The following is a 16128-nucleotide window of genomic DNA, read 5'->3' on the forward strand; positions in this document are numbered from 1 at the left end:
GATGACGCAATGGATGAATAACCTTCCTTCGGAAGGCAAGGGTGACGCATTTGAGTCGTTAAACCCCTTTAACAGCGAAGTGATTTGGCAGGGGAAAGCTGCGACGCCTGAGCAGGTTGAAAGCGCGGTATTGGCAGCCAGAGAGGCTTTCCTGAACTGGAAACACTCGACGTTTGAAGAGCGAAAAGCGCTGGTCGAGCGTTTCGCCGAAAAAGTGAAAGAAAACAGCGAACACATCGCGACCGTGATAGCCGAAGAAACCGGTAAACCACTGTGGGAAACCCGCACAGAAGCCGCGGCCATGGTCGGTAAAATTGGTATCTCACTGCGCGCCTATGAAGAGCGCACGGGTGAGCGAAGCAAGGACGTTGCGGGTACCCAAGCCGTGCTGCGTCACCGCCCACTGGGTGTCATGGCGGTTTTCGGCCCTTACAACTTCCCAGGGCATTTGCCGAACGGACACATTGTTCCTGCATTGCTCGCGGGTAACACTGTGGTGTTTAAGCCGTCAGACTTAACGCCAAAAGTGGCAGAAGAAACCTTAAAGCTTTGGATTGAAGCGGGGCTACCGAAAGGCGTGATAAACCTTGTCCAAGGCGGCCGTGAAACTGGCGAAGCCTTGGCACAATCCAAAAGCATTGATGGCCTTCTCTTTACCGGTAGTGCTAATACTGGCCATATTCTTCATCGTCAGTTTGCCGGTCAACCGGGCAAGATGCTGGCACTGGAAATGGGCGGGAATAACCCTATGGTTATCTCTGACAGCTTTGGTGATACCGATGCCACGGTTTACACCATCATCCAATCGGCCTTTATCAGTGCCGGTCAGCGTTGCACCTGTGCCCGCCGCTTGTATCTGCCAGAAGGCGAACGCGGTGATGCATTGCTGCATCGCCTTGTCGAGATGACCCAAAACATTCGTGTCGGTGGACAGTTTGATGACCCGGCACCCTTCATGGGGTCACAAATCTCCGTGCGCGCGGCAGAAGGTATTCTGGCGGCGCAGAGCCACCTTGAGTCATTGGGGGGCAAGCCGCTTCTGACAGCGAAGTTGCTGCACGACGCGGTCGTGTCTCCGGGCATCATTGAGGTTACTGCCATTGATGCACTGCCTGATGAAGAATACTTTGGCCCTCTGCTACAGGTTGTACGTTATCAAACTTTGGAACAAGCCGTCGAGCTTGCCAATGACACCCGATATGGCCTTTCCGCGGGCTTGGTGTCTACCGACGATAAAGAGTGGGCGTACTTTCTTGACCACATCCGAGCTGGCATTGTGAATCGCAACCGCCAGCTGACGGGTGCCAGTGGCGACGCGCCGTTTGGTGGGCCGGGCGCATCGGGCAACCTTCGCCCAAGTGCCTACTATGCAGCAGATTACTGCGCGTACCCAATGGCATCGATGGAAGGGGAAGATGTTTCCCTGCCAGCGCAGCTAAGCCCTGGTCTATCCTTGTAAGCACACTGATTGGAGGATGTGATGGAACGAGTTGAGGCGTTATTTCAGGCACTGTGGCAAGACTATACTGCGCGTCTTTGTCCTTCTGCTGCCAAGGTGCATGCGCTGTTAGAAGAAGGTCAGCCACTGCTTAATGACCACATCGCACTGCGCACCTTTGCGTTGCCAAAAGTGGGATTGGACAGATTGGCAGCCCCATTTATTGCTATTGGCTATGAGCCGAAAGGGGAATATCACTTTAAGGCGAAAAAGCTCTACGCTCACCACTACGAGCACCCTAATCCTGATGCACCAAAGGTATTCATCAGTGAATTAATGGTCGGGCAGTGCTCGTCTGAGCTTCAGATGACGGTCAGAAAGCTGGTGGACCAGGTTGAAGAGCAATGGATGCATGGTTCAGCGTTCTTGCACGGTGGTCGTCCTTGGGAGGTTGATGAGGCTACTTACCGCCTATTATCGGAAGAAAGTGAATATGCAGGCTGGGTTGCTGCGCATGGCTTTGGTGCCAATCATTTTACCGTCAGCGTGAATCAGCTTAGCACTGTGGAAGAGGTGACCGATGTGAACCGCGTACTGCGTGAAGCTGGTTTTGCAATCAATGAGTCAGGCGGAGACGTGAAGGGGAATCCAGAGGTGATGCTGGAGCAGTCTGCCACCATGGCCGACAAAGTGCCGGTGACCTTCAGTGACGGTGAAATGCTCATTCCTGGTGGATTTTATGAGTTTGCCAAACGCTATGCGTTACCGGATGGGAGCCTGTATCAAGGGTTCGTGGAAGCCTCAGCCGATAAGATCTTTGAAAGTACGGACGAGATGTAACGTGTCTGGTCAGCAACGCTCGTTAATCAGGCTTGCTGGCCATTCGTCTGCATCTGGTTTACGTTTCTCTTCCCCAAGCAGTTTTTGCAAATGGTAGTGGGAAGGGCCGTTAAACCCCGTTAATTCAACGCTGGTGCGTGACCAGGTTGAGGGTGTTGATTGTACGGCTGCTGTTGAAAACATGCCGTGTTCCATATCCATATGAATCCACCTTTTAGTATGCATGCAAATTCATACATGCTTTGCTTTGAAAGGTAGCACCGAATCGGGAAATTGGCTGAAATTTCGGCGAGATAATGATCACGCAATAAACAAAAAAGCCACCGTATAAGCGGTGGCTTTTTTATTCGTCTCATCAAGAAGTATTAGCGAGTGCCGTATACCACGATGGTCTTACCGTGCGCAGAAATCAGATTCTGCTCTTCCAGCATCTTCAAGATGCGGCCAACGGTTTCACGAGAACAGCCAACGATTTGACCGATTTCCTGACGAGTGATCTTGATCTGCATACCGTCTGGGTGGGTCATCGCATCTGGTTGTTTTGCCAGATTCAGCAGTGTTTGCGCGATACGACCTGTTACGTCTAGGAACGCCAAGTCACCAACTTTTTGGCTGGTCACTTGTAGACGGCGAGCCATCTGAGAAGAAAGACGCATCAGAATATCAGGGTTTACTTGGATCAGCTGGCGGAATTTCTTGAATGAGATTTCAGCCACTTCACACGGAGATTTTGCGCGAACCCATGCGGTACGCTCCTGATCTTCCTCAAATAGGCCCAGTTCGCCAATGAAGTCGCCCTGGTTGAGGTAAGAGAGGATCATCTCTTTGCCTTCTTCATCCTTGATCAGTACTGCCACTGAACCTTTAACGATGTAGTACAAGGTCTCTGCTTTTTCACCAGCATGGATCAGCGTACTTTTCGATGGGTACTTGTGAATGTGACAGTGTGAAAGGAACCACTCTAGTGTTGGGTCTGTCTGAGGTTTTCCTGGAACCATATATCTCATTTCCTCTGCATTTGTTGCCTGATGAGTCTTCCTTAGCCCATCGTCCTGCGGCACCTGTCCGTTGGATAGCATAAAGTTTCAGCAGTCAGGCTACAAGCTCTCTGTTTGAGTCATTGAGTTTATCCTTTTTCACGCACGATTTCTTGATTTTGATATGGACTTAGCCCCCTAATAAAGGCTAAAAACGTGGACAAGATCACGACCCTGAAAGTAAGTGGAGGAAAGCGATGCAAGCAAGCGTCAAGTGGTGCGGAAATAAGACGTTCCTGGGACTGTCAAATACGGGCCACAACATTGTGATGGATGGCAATGGTGGAGCGCATGCACCTAGCCCAATGGAAATGGTTTTGATGGGTGCCGGCGGATGTAGCTCTGTCGATGTTGTCGCGGCACTGGAAGAGGGCAACCAAAAGATTGTCAGTTGTGAAGCGCAGCTGTCGGCAGAAAGAAGAGAGCAAGCACCGCGTCTATTTACCCGCATCAATATCCATTTTGTGGTGAAGGGCGATCAGATTGATGAGTCTTTAGTGGCGCAAGCGGTGAAAGACAGTTTGGAAAAATACTGCTCGGTCTGTCTGATGTTGGGTGCCGGTGTGGAAATGACCCACTCTTACGAAATCCAACAAACGAACTAAAGAAGACTGTTGATGAAATAAAGAAGGAGGGCATGCCCTCCTTCTTTGTTTGTCTAATTATTCAGACTATGAATGGGTCATGCAACTGCACGGTTTTATTGCGCCACAGTGCATAACGTCTGGTTTTAACTGATTTTCCCTGTCTCAATCAATTGCTGAATTAATGGACGAATAATCAGCTCCATCGCAAAGCTCATCTTTCCGCCTGGCACCACCAAGGTATTGTGGCGCGACATAAAGGCACCTTGAATCATGGTAAGCAGATACGGGAAGTCGACATTCTTAATGCCGCGGAAACGGATAACCACAAAGCTTTCATCAAGGCTCGGAATGGCTTTGGCATTGAGCGGGTTCGACGTATCAACCGTCGGCACGCGCTGGAAGTTAATGTGGGTGCGGCTGAACTGTGGCGTAATGTAGTTCAGGTAGTCATCCATGGAGCGAACGATAGAGTCCATCACCGCTTCACGTGAATGGCCGCGGTCGCGAGTGTCGCGAACAAACTTTTGAATCCACTCAAGGTTAACGATCGGCACCATGCCAATCAGCAGATCAACGTGTTGCGCCACATTGATGTCGCCGTCGGCGATACCGCCGTGCAGCCCCTCATAGAACATTAAGTCTGTGTGTTCGGGGAGGTCTTGCCATGCGGTAAAGGTGCCGGGCATTTGGTTGTAAGGCACCGCTTCGTCAAAGGTATGAAGGTAGCGACGGAACTGTCCCGTGCCTTGCGAACCATATTCTCTGAAGAAAGACTCTAGCCTTGGAAAGTCATTGGCGGTTGGCCCAAAGTAGCTGATATGACGACCTTGCTCTTTGGCCTTTCTGATCTCGACATCCATTTCTGGGCGAGTAAATCGATGGAAACTGTCACCTTCGACCCAGGCCGCGCTGATGTCCATCATATTGAAGATTTTCCGAAACGCGTCGGATGTCGTCGTCGTTCCTGCGCCGGATGAACCGGTGACTGCAATGATTGGATGTTTTGCAGACATGACAAACCCTGTCAAATTAACGTGATGACAAAGAATTAACAGGGAGTCACAGATAGGTCAAGCTGGGGGCATAGCCAAAGCTGCTGAAGATCCTGAATATCAGAGGTCATCGGCAACTTCATGCTATTTAGGGGGAGGTTTACGCGAGTGAGCGTGTCAGTTTGATATCGATGGTTTCATGCAATTCTGAGTAAACCACCACCGCTTCTTTATTGCGGATCAACGCCAGCACTTGATCGACTTTGTCATCAAAGCTGACTTCTTGCTCACCGTAGTCGGTGCCTTCTCTCAGCACAAAGTGCTCAACCAAGCTTCTTAGGTTTTCTTCAGGAATTTCCTGCCAAGGGACAATCATCTCGCTACCTACAACATTAAGCGGTGCCTGAACGTGGCCGAAAACACGATATCGGTACTGTTATCGTGATTGAACATGTTCTCCAGAGCCATCAATTCTATCGCACTGTCATCAAAAAGGTAGCGATAGCCCAAGGCAAATTCATGCACCAGTGATGTCAGCTCACCCAAATTGTCACCGTCTCCTTTTCCCTGAGAGACAAGGTATTCAGCAATCAATTCATGATGTTTGAACAAGACGTATTGGTAGCTAAAGCCGGCATTTACCCCAAAGGGTTTTACATCCACAAAATGCTGTTGTTTGTCCGGGCGGTGTGTAAGGCCCAGTGACGCCGTAAATTTGTGGCTTTCACGCTGGTAGCCATAGTTGACCTGAAGGCTTGCTCGAACGTGGTGTTGGCAAACACGCCATGGCTGACGCGATTAAAGAACAAGGTCGCCCCGACGCTAACCGCATGGTGGTCATCGTGATACAGGGTGTGTTCACCGTAAAAGGTCAGGGCACTGAGTAGCGGGTCACCGACAAAGCTTCAACTGGCTCATCCAACCTGTCAGGGAATGAAATATAGAAGCGGTCTTCATCGACCTCGGTCCGTCCGTTTTGGTCGATACCAAAGATGCTGTGAAACTTTTCCGTCAAACCATCGAGGCGGTTGTTGGCTGCATAGCGATACTGGTACCAGACCCCGATTTTAGTGGTTTCCGTTGGGGCATTCATAAACCCCGCCATGATTTGATTGTGGTAGTAGTCGAACAGATAGTCGGGGGTATTGGCCCACACGCTTGCAATGGTCAAAGACGCAAACACTTCGGTTTCGTCTGCAGCAAGCGACATGGGGTCATGCAGCATCGGGGCAAGGCCAGTGACTTGAAGTGGGGCTTGGCTTTGGACAATCAAAGGCCCAAAGCGCACAGGGTCAGCCCCAGCGGTAAAGGAAAAACCAAACAGAGCCAGTATGGTCAGGGCAGTGCGAGAAAATGCCATGATTCACCTCTCTCGCCCTGCGTGTTGTCAGTTATCCATATGCAGGGCTAGCCAACGAGGAACTTCCTGTTCCAACCAGAATTCGGGTTTCTTCAATGTGCCGGAAACAAATCCTACATGACCGCCGTATTCGGTGAGGTGATAGTGAATATTGTCAGGTAGAGGCTCGGTCGGTATCACCGCGTCAGTCATAAAAGGGTCATCTTTAGCATGGACCACTTTCAAGGGAGTGGCAATTTGGTGGAGCACCCCTAAGCCGCTGCATTGCTTGTAGTAATCTTCGGCATCCTCAAAACCATGCAGTGGTGCGGTCACCGTTTGGTCGAACTGATACAGGGTATCGATGTTGACCTTGTCATGACTCTTCCAATGCCCAATCTCTGGGTGACGCGCCAATTTGTTGCTGAGCGAGCGGTTCATGGAACGCAGCAAGTAGGCCTGATAGACCTTGGAAAAACCTTGATTGATGCGACTGGAACACGCAGCTAGGTTCAGTGGCGGACTGACAACGCAGCCTGCTTTTATCAGCGGGTCATGGTTGAACTCGGCGAGGTAACGCACCAACATGTTGCCGCCCAACGACACGCCCGTGGCAACGCGGGGTACATCGGGAAACTGTTCGCTCAGATAGGTCAGGAAAAAACGCGCATCGCTGGTTTCGCCCGAGTGATAACTTCTTGGCATCTTATTAAGTGAGCCACTGCAACCGCGAAAGTGCATGATGACGCCAAGCCAGCCTTGTTCGCGAAAGGCGTTTAACAGGCCATTGGCGTAAGGGCTGTAAAAGCAACCAGCCAGACCGTGAAAAAGCACAGCGACAGGTTTACCTTTTGCCTGCGCTGGCGGCTCTGTCCAACCGATATCCAGAAAGTCTCCGTCAGGCGTACTTAGACGTTGCCAAACGGGTTCAAACAGCGCCTTACGGCGTATAAATCGCGGCAGTAAGGTTTGAACATGAGGGTTTTTCGCTCCCTTAAGCGGAACAAATGCAGTTGTCATGCGGTGGCTCATAATGCGAATTCACTGATGGGGGGATTGGCGAGCAGCTGCGCAAGCTTCTCACACCCCATTTCTAATTGTGCCAGAGTTGGCGGCGCGCTAACGGCAAGGCGAATATAAGGCGGCGCGCCATAACCTGGCGGGACAAACAGCTCGGCAGATTTCACTTCCAGTCCATTGTCTTTGCACGCGGCGAGAAAGTCACTCAGTGCCCAATCATCGGGCAATCTCAACCAGCCATGAAAGCCGTGAGGGTGGTAACGAAGATCGGCATCAGGAAGATGCTCTTTCACCCGCTGCCAGCGGTTTTTCATGTCTATACGTATGGTATCCAAAATCTGATTAGCGGCACCGTTCTCCAGCAAAATGGTCGCCATTGCGGTCAGCAGTGGGCTGATCATCCAGCTGTGGTTTTGCAGTGCATTGACGAAGTGTGGGTAGAACTTCTCAGGCAAATGCAGAAAACCCAACCGTAATCCGGGGGCGAGTGTTTTTGCTAACCCGCCAATATAAATCACCTGCTCAGGGGCAAGGTTGACCAAAGGCTCGGGACGCTCGTTAGGCAAAAGACCATTGATGTCATCTTCGAGGATAACCAGCTGCTGATCGCGACAGATCTCGATGATCGCCTCTCTTCGTGCTTCGCCCATGGTCGCGGTGGTCGGATTTTGTAATGTCGGGGTCAGATACACCGCCCTTGGCTGGTACTGCTGGCAAGCGGCACGTAACGACTCAGGCAGCATGCCTTCATCGTCCATTTCTACCGGCTTGATGGTGAGCTGAAGCTGCTTGGCAAGGCTCATTAAACCGGGGTAAGTAAATTTGTCAGCCAGTATGGTATCGCCCGCGCGGCAAAGGGTAAGCAGGCAAAGCTGCATGGCACTTTGTGCGCCTGAACAAAACAGCAATTGCGACGGCGACGTAATGACGCCGTGATGCCCAAGCCACTGAGAGAGCACTTCACGATGTCGAACAATGCCGGATGGAGGTTGGTAGAGCATCAAGCTATTGAGCTCACTGGGATGCGAAGCGAGCTGTTGCAGGGCATCGGCAAACACGTCGGCACGATTGATAGACGGCGGAACGTTATAACCGAAGCTCGTGATCCCCGGCCGTTCGGGGGCAGCGAAGGTCCAAAGCGGTTTGTCAGTGTGGCTGATGTAAGTGCCCGCACCGACTTTGGCTTCAACAATCCCTCTACGCTCGGCTTCCGCGTATGCGCGAGTGATGGTTCCCACGGTCACGCACAAGGCATCTGCCAAGGCGCGATGGGTCGGCAGACGTGTTCCCGGCAGCAGCTCTTGGTTATGAACCTTTTCCGCAATGGCATCGGCGATTTGCCGATACATGGGAGCGCCGTTTTTCTCCAATGCAATATTCGTAATTGTCATGGTGACAATAAACCTTTTGATCCATTAATCGATCCCTGTTAGCGTGATTTTTAATCAGTGATGGTGATTTAATCAACAATTATTCAAAATTGTATCGATACAATGTGAGCGGAGAGGCAAAAGATGATGGAAATATCTTTTCTGGCGGCACTGGCAGTGTTCGCGGCGACCATGACAGGAACGCCTGGGCCTAACAATATGATGCTGACAGCATCTGGGGCGAACTTCGGTTACAAGCGCACCATTCCCCATTTGATTGGGATCTCATTGGGGGTTGCGACCTTGATTGCCTTTGTGGCGGCCGGTCTGGGTGTGATTTTTAAAATGTACCCTTGGATCCAAGAAACCATGAAGGTGGTGGCCAGCGGGTACTTGGTTTATCTCGCGTGGCGAATTGTCAAAGCAGGGGCACCGGATGCTTCACAGCGTGAAGGGCGAAGACCCATGACCATGCTAGAAGGTGCGATGTTTCAGTTTATCAATCCCAAAGCATGGGCGATGGCCGTCAGTGCCGTCGGGACCTTTACCTTGTCAGGTGGTGACTACTGGTGGTCGGCGGCCGTGATTGTCATGACCTTTATTGCGGTGGGCTTTCCGTTAACCTCGCTTTGGGCAGGTTTCGGGGTTTGGGTCGGGAAAGTGCTGTCTACGGAATCAAGCTGGAAGGCATTTAACCGCACCATGGGCGCATTGACGGCCAGTTGCCTCGTGTTTATCTGGCTGTAATAAGCATCAGCCTCAGCATTAGCTTAGACGGTGCAGGCCTTTCATCAGCGTCGGGTAAAGGTAACGCGCCGCGGTATCGAGCTGAGTACAGTAACTTTCGAGTGCCGGTGGGCCTGTTTCTTCCCAATCGAGTTGATTTAGACACGTGATGAGCTCTTGCTGCTGGAATTTCTCAAGCGTGAGCTCGTAGTTCAGCATCTTTTGATATGCACCGCGACTTAGCTGCGGTTTAAGGTCACGTCGCATTAAGCGGTAGCGGCTGAGCAGGGTTTCCGATTGCGCCATGGTTTTGCGAAGGGCTGACAGAGAATGGGGTGATAGCGAGAAGCCCGCATCTTCAATCCACGCGAGCAATAAGGCGAGATTCACATTGCCTTTGAATTGGTCTTGAAGCTTCAAACAGGCGTGTTTGACTTCCTGCTGACCATAGTGGTGCAGGCAAAACTGCCACAGCCCGTCGGCTGTGGCATTGTTCTTTATCGGCCTTGGAACTCGGCTTCCATCTCTTCCAGTTGTTCCTGCAGATCCATCCATTCCAATTCGACCTCTTCGAGCGATGATTTCGCTTCGGCCTGTTGACGAAGCAATTCTGTCAGCTTGTCTTTATTGGACGCCTCATAGATAGAAGGTTCCGCCAAGGCTGATTCTACTTCGGCAATTGTCGCAGAAAATTTCTCTAACTTTGTGTCCAGATTGTCAATTTTCTTTCGAAGTGGCGCAGTGAGGCGGCGGAACTCGGCTTCAAGGCGCTTTTGCTCTTTACGCGCAGCTTGCGTGTTGGTACCCGCAGGTTTGGCGGTTTCCGCTTGTTCCTGACGACGCTCTGAGCGTTGCTGCTCGGTCAGCCATTGGTGGTAGTCGTGCAGATCGCCGTTGAACTGCGACACCTGATGGTCGTGAACCAGATAAAGATCATCGGTGGTCGCGCGTAGCAAGAAACGGTCGTGACTGACGATAACCATGGCGCCTTCAAATGACTGCAGTGCCAGCGTCAACGCAGAGCGCATGTCGAGATCCAAGTGGTTAGTCGGTTCATCGAGCAGCAGAAGGTTAGGTTTTTGCCAAACAATCAATGCCAGCACGAGACGCGCTTTTTCACCGCCAGAGAATGGGGCGATCACATCCAGTGCTTTTTCACCGTGGAAGCCAAAGCTGCCGAGGTAATCACGAAGCTGCTGTTCGGTGGCTTCAGGTGCCAGACGCATCAGGTGTTGCAGGGCGGTTTCGTCATCACGCAGGGTTTCAAGCTGGTGCTGGGCAAAGTAGCCTATTTTCACGCCTTGCGAGTAACGCAGTTCACCCGCTTGCGCTGGGATGCTGCCAGAAAGCAGTTTGATCAGCGTTGATTTACCCGCGCCGTTTCGACCCAAAAGACCAATGCGACTGCCGGGTACCAGATTCAAGTGGATCTTTTCCAGAATCAGCTTGTCGCCGTAACCCGCTGCCACGTTTTCCATCATCAGGATAGGGTTAGGCAGCGCAGCCGGCTCGCGGAATTCGAAACTAAATGGGTTGTCGAATTGCGCAGGGAGTACCTTCTCCATGCGCTCCAGCGCCTTGATACGGCTCTGTGCCTGACGGGCTTTACTGGCTTTATAGCGGAAGCGGTCGATATAAGACTGCATGTGCGACATTTGCTTTTGCTGCTTCTGGAACATGGCTTGTTGCAGAATAAGCTTTTCCGCGCGCATGGTTTCAAACGCCGAGTAGTTGCCAGTGTATTCATTCAGCAACTGGTTCTCGATGTGGATGATACGATTGACCACAGGATCCAAGAAGTCACGGTCGTGGGAAATCAGGACATGGTGCCACGGTAGTTTTGCAGCCATTTCTCCAGCCACATCACGGCGTCCAAATCCAAGTGGTTGGTCGGTTCGTCGAGAAGCAAGAGATCTGAGCGACAAAGCAGTGCTTGCGCCAAGTTAAGGCGCATACGCCAACCACCCGAGAATTGGGTCAGGTTCCAACTCATTTGCTCTTGGCTAAAGCCCAGACCATCTAACAGCTCGGCAGCGCGCGCACGAATGCTGTAGCCGCCTACGGCATCAATCTTGTCGTGCAGCAGAGCCACTTTATGGCCGTCGTCAGCGTCTTCTGCCGCGCGTAGTTGGGTTTCCAGCTCGCGATACTCGCGGTCACCGTCAATCACATACTCAATGGCGGCGCGTTCAAGGGCAGGGGTTTCCTGTGCTACCCAAGCCAGTTGCCAGCCGCCCGGTACATTGTGGTTACCGGCATCAAGAGAAAGCTCGCCTTTTAACAGTGCAAAAAGCGTGGATTTACCGCAGCCGTTTTTACCCACAAGACCGACTTTGTCGCCCGGGTGAATAGTGGCGGATGCCTTATCGAGTAGCGGTTTGCCGCCGCGAAGAAGCTGGATATCTGAAATCGTAATCATGACTACTGGCGGCCCTGCCGCGTGCAAAGGAGTAGAAAATTCAGGCGCATTTATACCACAGGCTAGGGTTTTACATAAGCGGCGAGGTGATTGTTGCCATGTTCTTAAACTTGAATAAGTGCAAGCCGTGAAATCTGCTTCTGTTTACCGTATGGTGGAAAGATGACACCTAAGTCCTCAAAACTGGGCGTTTTGTGTCATGATAAAAAGACTATAAAAAATACTGTGTTATCGCGTTTCAAACGCGAACAAGAAGTCTCTCAGTGATAAAGGAATTTGCTGCGAAATGGAAAACACGAAAACGTCGCTTTTTCGATCGAAAGTATTGGTACTGTTTGCGCATCCGGATCCTCATGAATCGGTGGCGAACAAGTGCATGATTGATGCGGCGCGCCAACTGCAGCATGTCACTGTTCACGATCTCTATGCTGCCTACCCAGATTTCATCATCGATGTGCATTACGAGCGCGAGCTTTTGCTTGAGCACGATGTCATCGTCTTTCAGCACCCGCTGCAAATGTACTCCTGCCCATCGCTGCTTAAAGAATGGATTGATGTTGTGCTGGGGAAAGGCTTTGCCCACGGGGGCGGAAATGCTCTCGCAGGAAAAACCTGCCGCTTTGTCATTACCACAGGTGGCGCGGCCGAGGCGTTCAGTCAAACCGGTTACAACAAATACAGCATGGAAGAGCTGCTGCAGCCGTTTGAGCTGACAGCCTTGCTGTGTCAGATGCGTTGGGTCGAGCCGCTGGTTTTGCACTGGGCGCGCCGTGTGACGGATGACGACAGAAACGCCCACGCTGAGCTTTATTCAGACTGGCTGTGTAACCCTGTACCGGAGGTAGTGTAATGGAGCATAACTACCTGCTGGATGCCCTTATCTTTCTCGTCGCCGCTGTGGTGGCGGTGCCATTGGCGCAGCGTTTAGGCATTGGCTCAGTGCTGGGCTATCTGATTGCTGGCGTGGTAATTGGTCCTTGGGGGCTGCGGCTTATCAGCGACGTTGAGGCTATTTTGCATTTCGCCGAGCTTGGCGTGGTGCTGCTGCTGTTTTTAATTGGTCTTGAACTTAACCCGAAAAAACTCATTCAAATGCGAAAGCCCATTTTGGGGCTTGGCGGCAGTCAGGTGCTGATAAGTGGTGTTGTCATTGCTATTGCGATGTCGATGTTTGATGTCAGCCGGGTGGATGCCATTGTGGTGGGGATGGGACTTGCCCTTTCCTCTACCGCCATTGCCATGCGCATTATCGAAGAGCAGCGCATGATGCGAAGTGAAGCCGGACAATCTGCCTTTGCCGTGCTCTTGTTCCAAGATATCGCGGTGATCCCCATGCTCGCCATCTTGCCAGCATTGGCTGGCGGCGCGGGTGGCAGTTGGGCCGATGTCGGCATCATGCTCGGTGCTATCGTCCTTTTGCTGGTGGGCGGTCATTACCTTCTCCGTCCGCTATTACGTTGGGTGGTGCTGAGTCGCGTCAAAGAGATGTTCACCATCGCAGCATTGCTTTTAGTGATAGGCATCGCCTTGGGCATGCAAGCACTGGGGCTTTCTATGGCACTCGGCACTTTCCTCGCGGGTGTACTGCTTGCCGAGAGTGAATTCCGTCATGAGCTGGAAATTGCCATCGAGCCCTTTAAAGGCTTGTTGCTGGGGCTGTTTTTCATCGCCGTTGGATGGCGGTCGACCTCGGCTTGTTGATCGAATTCCCATTAGAGATTTTATCTGCGGTGGTGGCCTTGATCGGCGTGAAAGCCGCCATCATATATGGACTAGTCAGGGTGTTTGGCGGCACCGAGCGTGTGCGCAGCCAAGTGGCCATATTGCTGAGCCAAGGTGGTGAGTTTGCTTTCGTGCTGTTTACCGCAGCAAGAGGTGAAGGGATACTCGACCCGGATTTGAATGCTTTCTTGCTGGTGGTTGTCAGCATATCCATGATGACAACGCCATTGCTGCTGATGCTGCAATCTAAGTGGTTCGCTAAAACCATCAATGCCAATGTTACTGAACCTTTGAACGAGCAGTTCGAGGACGACGGTGGCAGAGTCATCATTACCGGTTTTGGTCGCTTTGGTCAGGTGGTCGGCAGATTGCTGTTTGCCAATAAGATTAAAGTCACCATTCTTGAGCGCGACGCCTCTCAAATCGCGTTCCTTCGAAAGTTTGGTTACAAGGTGTATTACGGTGACGCCACGCAGCTTGAGTTGCTACGCGCTGCCGGTGCTGCCTCGGCAGAGGCCATTGTGGTTTGCGCCGACTCGCCGGAAGAGGTGATGGAAATCGTGTCGCTGTGTCAGCTTCACTTCCCGAACCTCAAAATTCTGGCAAGGGCGCGAAGCCGCGTGGAAGCCAATGAGCTGTTGGGGCACAACGTCGAAGGGTTTTCGCGAGAAACCTTTATGAGTGCGCTCGATCTTGGCAAGCAAGCGTTGATCGCCTTGGGCATGCACCCGTATAAAGCAAAACGTGCAGAAGCGTTTTTCCGTAAGTTGGATGAAATGCGCCTGCATGAGTTGCAACCGCATCACAGTGAAGATGTGTTAGCGGCTTCAAGAACGAAAGAAGCCCGTCTGGAGCTGGAAGAGCTGTTCGACCTTGAAATGAAAGGGGACACAGAACGCCACCAGAGCTGGAACAGGGAATAACGCAGTACAAGGGATGTAATGAGTAAAAAACGATTTATTGCTGGCGCAACGTGCCCGTCCTGTCAGGCGGCAGATACCTTGCGTTGGTGGCAAGAACACCACGTGGAAGTGGTAGAGTGTGTTAAGTGTGGTCATACCGATCGCCGTTCTCCGGTCGCCCAAGAAGCGTCAACCAAAGAACCCACCCAACAAGACGCACAAGTGATAGGGATATTTAAACCGCAGTGATAGTCGCAGACAAAAGTTTTCTGTATTATCGGCGCCGAACTAAGCAGGTGACGATAATGCGAACACATTTCGGCGACACCGAGACTTAAATAACCGCTTCCGGAGTAAAGATGAAAATCACTAAAGACGTGGTAGTAAGCATTGCTTACCAAGTAAAAAATGAAGACGGCATCGTGGTTGATGAATCAACCAAAGACATGCCTTTGCAATACCTTCAAGGCCACAACAACCTGATCGTTGGTCTGGAAAATGCGCTGGAAGGCCGTGAAGTTGGCGAAGCGTTTGAAGTGACTGTTGCGCCGGAAGAAGCGTACGGTGAATACATGGACGCAATGGTTCAACGTGTACCTGCAGACGTATTCCAAGGCGTTGACGAGATCATGGTTGGCATGCGCTTCCTGGCGGACACCGATCAAGGTCCAATCCCAGTAGAAGTGACCGAAGTAGACGGCGACGAAGTCGTTGTTGACGGTAACCACATGCTGGCTGGCCAAACACTGACGTTCAACGTTGAAGTTGTAGAGCTGCGTGCAGCAACTGAAGAAGAAATCGCACACGGTCACATCCACCAAGGCGGTGGCTGCTGTGGTGGCCACGATCACGACCATGACCACGAAGGTGGTTGTTGTGGTGGCGAAGGCCATGGCTGCTGTGGCGGCGAAGAAAAAGCGGATGACCACGAGTGCTGCGGTGGCGGCGGTTGCGGTTCACACTAATCGCTTTTAGAGTAGAGATACTCTGATTGTTGAAGGCGCTGTCCGAGAGATCGGGCGGCGTTTTTTTATAAGGATTTTTCATGCCCTCCCCATTTTCTATCGCTATCCACGGTGGTGCAGGCACCATTGAACGTCGTCTAATGACGCCAGACCTCGAAGCGGCGTATCGCAAAACCTTAGCGCAATCTGTCCTCGCAGGTCATGCGGTGTTGACGGCTGGCGGCACCGCCATTGATGCCACCGTAGCGGCTGTGACTGTGATGGAAGACAGCGAGCTGTTTAACGCAGGTAAAGGCTCGGTGTTGACCTATGACGAAACCGTGGAGATGGATGCCAGCGTCATGGACGGCAAATCACTGCATGTGGGGGCGGTGACGCTCATCAGTCACATCAAAAACCCGATTCAACTGGCGCGCGATGTGATGCAAAAAAGTCCTCACGCCATGCTCGCGGGTGAAGGCGCAGAGCGGTTCGCGTTTAAAGAATGCGGCTATGCCTACACGGAGCAGGATTACTTTTTTACCGACCGTCGTTACAACGAGCTGTTGGCAATGAAAAAGACCGGCGGTGTGGCATTGTCTGAAGCGCGCTACCCTGACGAGAAAAAGTTCGGCACCGTCGGCGCAGTCGCATTGGATGCCGAAGGTAACCTCGCCGCAGCGACCAGCACAGGCGGCATGACCAACAAACGCTGGGGTCGCGTGGGCGACACGCCAATTATTGGCGGTGGTACCTATGCAAGAAACGGCAATGTGGCGGTGTCCTCTACTG

At 51.9% G+C, this 16128-nt stretch carries 16 protein-coding genes and 3 pseudogenes; 9 read left to right on the forward strand and 10 right to left on the reverse strand.

The features are described 5' to 3' along the window. The first annotated feature begins 1 nt into the window (after window position 1). Together astD and ATN88_RS05035 are read left to right on the forward strand one after the other, a co-directional pair. Window positions 2-1459 (forward strand): succinylglutamate-semialdehyde dehydrogenase, encoded by a 1458-nt coding sequence (astD, locus tag ATN88_RS05030; RefSeq protein WP_067412339.1) that lies wholly within the window; start codon window positions 2-4, stop codon window positions 1457-1459. Between the two features lie 21 nt (window positions 1460-1480). Continuing rightward, window positions 1481-2278, forward strand: coding sequence for a DUF1338 domain-containing protein (locus ATN88_RS05035; protein ID WP_067412342.1), 798 nt, complete (start codon window positions 1481-1483; stop codon window positions 2276-2278). Window positions 2279-2287: 9 nt separating this feature from the next. On the opposite strand, the gene ATN88_RS05040 is transcribed toward ATN88_RS05035, so the two are convergent. Continuing rightward, a complete protein-coding gene (locus ATN88_RS05040; protein ID WP_067412345.1) occupies window positions 2288-2479 on the reverse strand; it encodes a hypothetical protein in 192 nt (63 codons plus the stop codon). Window positions 2480-2643: 164 nt separating this feature from the next. After that, window positions 2644-3276 carry a cAMP-activated global transcriptional regulator CRP gene (gene crp / locus ATN88_RS05045; RefSeq protein ID WP_002535199.1) on the reverse strand — a complete coding sequence of 211 codons (633 nt, stop codon included), beginning with the start codon at window positions 3274-3276 and terminating at the stop codon, window positions 2644-2646. Window positions 3277-3512: 236 nt separating this feature from the next. Here crp and ATN88_RS05050 point away from each other — a divergent pair, with 236 nt between their 5' ends. Further along, window positions 3513-3920 carry an OsmC family protein gene (locus tag ATN88_RS05050; protein WP_067412348.1) on the forward strand — a complete coding sequence of 136 codons (408 nt, stop codon included), beginning with the start codon at window positions 3513-3515 and terminating at the stop codon, window positions 3918-3920. Between the two features lie 125 nt (window positions 3921-4045). On the opposite strand, the gene ATN88_RS05055 is transcribed toward ATN88_RS05050, so the two are convergent. From ATN88_RS05055 to ATN88_RS05075, 6 genes and pseudogenes are all read right to left on the reverse strand, one after another. Beyond that, window positions 4046-4915 (reverse strand): phosphoribulokinase, encoded by an 870-nt coding sequence (locus ATN88_RS05055; protein ID WP_067412351.1) that lies wholly within the window; start codon window positions 4913-4915, stop codon window positions 4046-4048. 139 nt (window positions 4916-5054) lie between these two features. Then, window positions 5055-5270: a YheU family protein gene (locus ATN88_RS05060; RefSeq protein WP_067412355.1), complete on the reverse strand. Its 216-nt coding sequence runs from the start codon at window positions 5268-5270 to the stop codon at window positions 5055-5057. An 8-nt stretch (window positions 5271-5278) separates the two neighbouring features. Then, window positions 5279-5602 (reverse strand): annotated as a pseudogene (locus ATN88_RS26790) (DUF3187 family protein); the annotation flags it as partial. A 163-nt stretch (window positions 5603-5765) separates the two neighbouring features. Further along, window positions 5766-6254, reverse strand: a complete 489-nt coding sequence (locus tag ATN88_RS26800; protein ID WP_232312819.1) for a DUF3187 family protein — start codon at window positions 6252-6254, stop codon at window positions 5766-5768. A 27-nt stretch (window positions 6255-6281) separates the two neighbouring features. Continuing rightward, window positions 6282-7253 carry a hydrolase gene (locus ATN88_RS05070; RefSeq protein ID WP_067412388.1) on the reverse strand — a complete coding sequence of 324 codons (972 nt, stop codon included), beginning with the start codon at window positions 7251-7253 and terminating at the stop codon, window positions 6282-6284. Between the two features lie 8 nt (window positions 7254-7261). Beyond that, window positions 7262-8644, reverse strand: coding sequence for an aminotransferase-like domain-containing protein (locus tag ATN88_RS05075; protein WP_067412359.1), 1383 nt, complete (start codon window positions 8642-8644; stop codon window positions 7262-7264). Between the two features lie 123 nt (window positions 8645-8767). On the opposite strand from ATN88_RS05075, the gene ATN88_RS05080 reads away from it, so the two are divergent. Continuing rightward, on the forward strand, window positions 8768-9370 hold the full coding sequence (locus tag ATN88_RS05080) for a LysE family translocator (RefSeq protein WP_067412362.1): 603 nt from the start codon (window positions 8768-8770) through the stop codon (window positions 9368-9370). Window positions 9371-9388: 18 nt separating this feature from the next. Here the strand turns inward: ATN88_RS05080 and ATN88_RS05085 are convergent, their stop codons facing one another. After that, a complete protein-coding gene (locus ATN88_RS05085) occupies window positions 9389-9904 on the reverse strand; it encodes a TIGR02444 family protein (protein WP_067412364.1) in 516 nt (171 codons plus the stop codon). Then, window positions 9847-11768 (reverse strand): annotated as a pseudogene (locus ATN88_RS05090) (ABC transporter ATP-binding protein). The gene ATN88_RS05085 and the pseudogene ATN88_RS05090 overlap by 58 nt, the downstream one beginning before the upstream one ends. A gap of 286 nt (window positions 11769-12054) precedes the next feature. Here ATN88_RS05090 and kefG point away from each other — a divergent pair. From kefG to ATN88_RS05115, 5 genes and pseudogenes are all read left to right on the forward strand, one after another. After that, complete coding sequence (gene kefG / locus ATN88_RS05095; RefSeq protein WP_067412367.1) at window positions 12055-12618, forward strand: glutathione-regulated potassium-efflux system ancillary protein KefG; 564 nt, start codon at window positions 12055-12057, stop codon at window positions 12616-12618. After that, window positions 12618-14413 (forward strand): annotated as a pseudogene (gene kefB, locus ATN88_RS05100) (glutathione-regulated potassium-efflux system protein KefB). The gene kefG and the pseudogene kefB overlap by 1 nt, the downstream one beginning before the upstream one ends. 18 nt (window positions 14414-14431) lie before the next feature. Further along, the gene (locus tag ATN88_RS05105; protein WP_067412371.1) at window positions 14432-14641 is read left to right on the forward strand and encodes a YheV family putative zinc ribbon protein; all 210 of its coding nucleotides are present in this window, start codon (window positions 14432-14434) and stop codon (window positions 14639-14641) included. 110 nt (window positions 14642-14751) lie between these two features. Continuing rightward, the gene (gene slyD, locus ATN88_RS05110; RefSeq protein WP_067412374.1) at window positions 14752-15357 is read left to right on the forward strand and encodes a peptidylprolyl isomerase; all 606 of its coding nucleotides are present in this window, start codon (window positions 14752-14754) and stop codon (window positions 15355-15357) included. 80 nt (window positions 15358-15437) lie between these two features. Further along, on the forward strand, window positions 15438-16128 hold a 691-nt coding region (locus ATN88_RS05115), incomplete at its 3' end, for an isoaspartyl peptidase/L-asparaginase family protein (protein ID WP_067412378.1).

This window comes from Enterovibrio coralii (assembly GCF_001559595.1).
Taxonomy (GTDB): Bacteria; Pseudomonadota; Gammaproteobacteria; order Enterobacterales; family Vibrionaceae; genus Enterovibrio; species Enterovibrio coralii.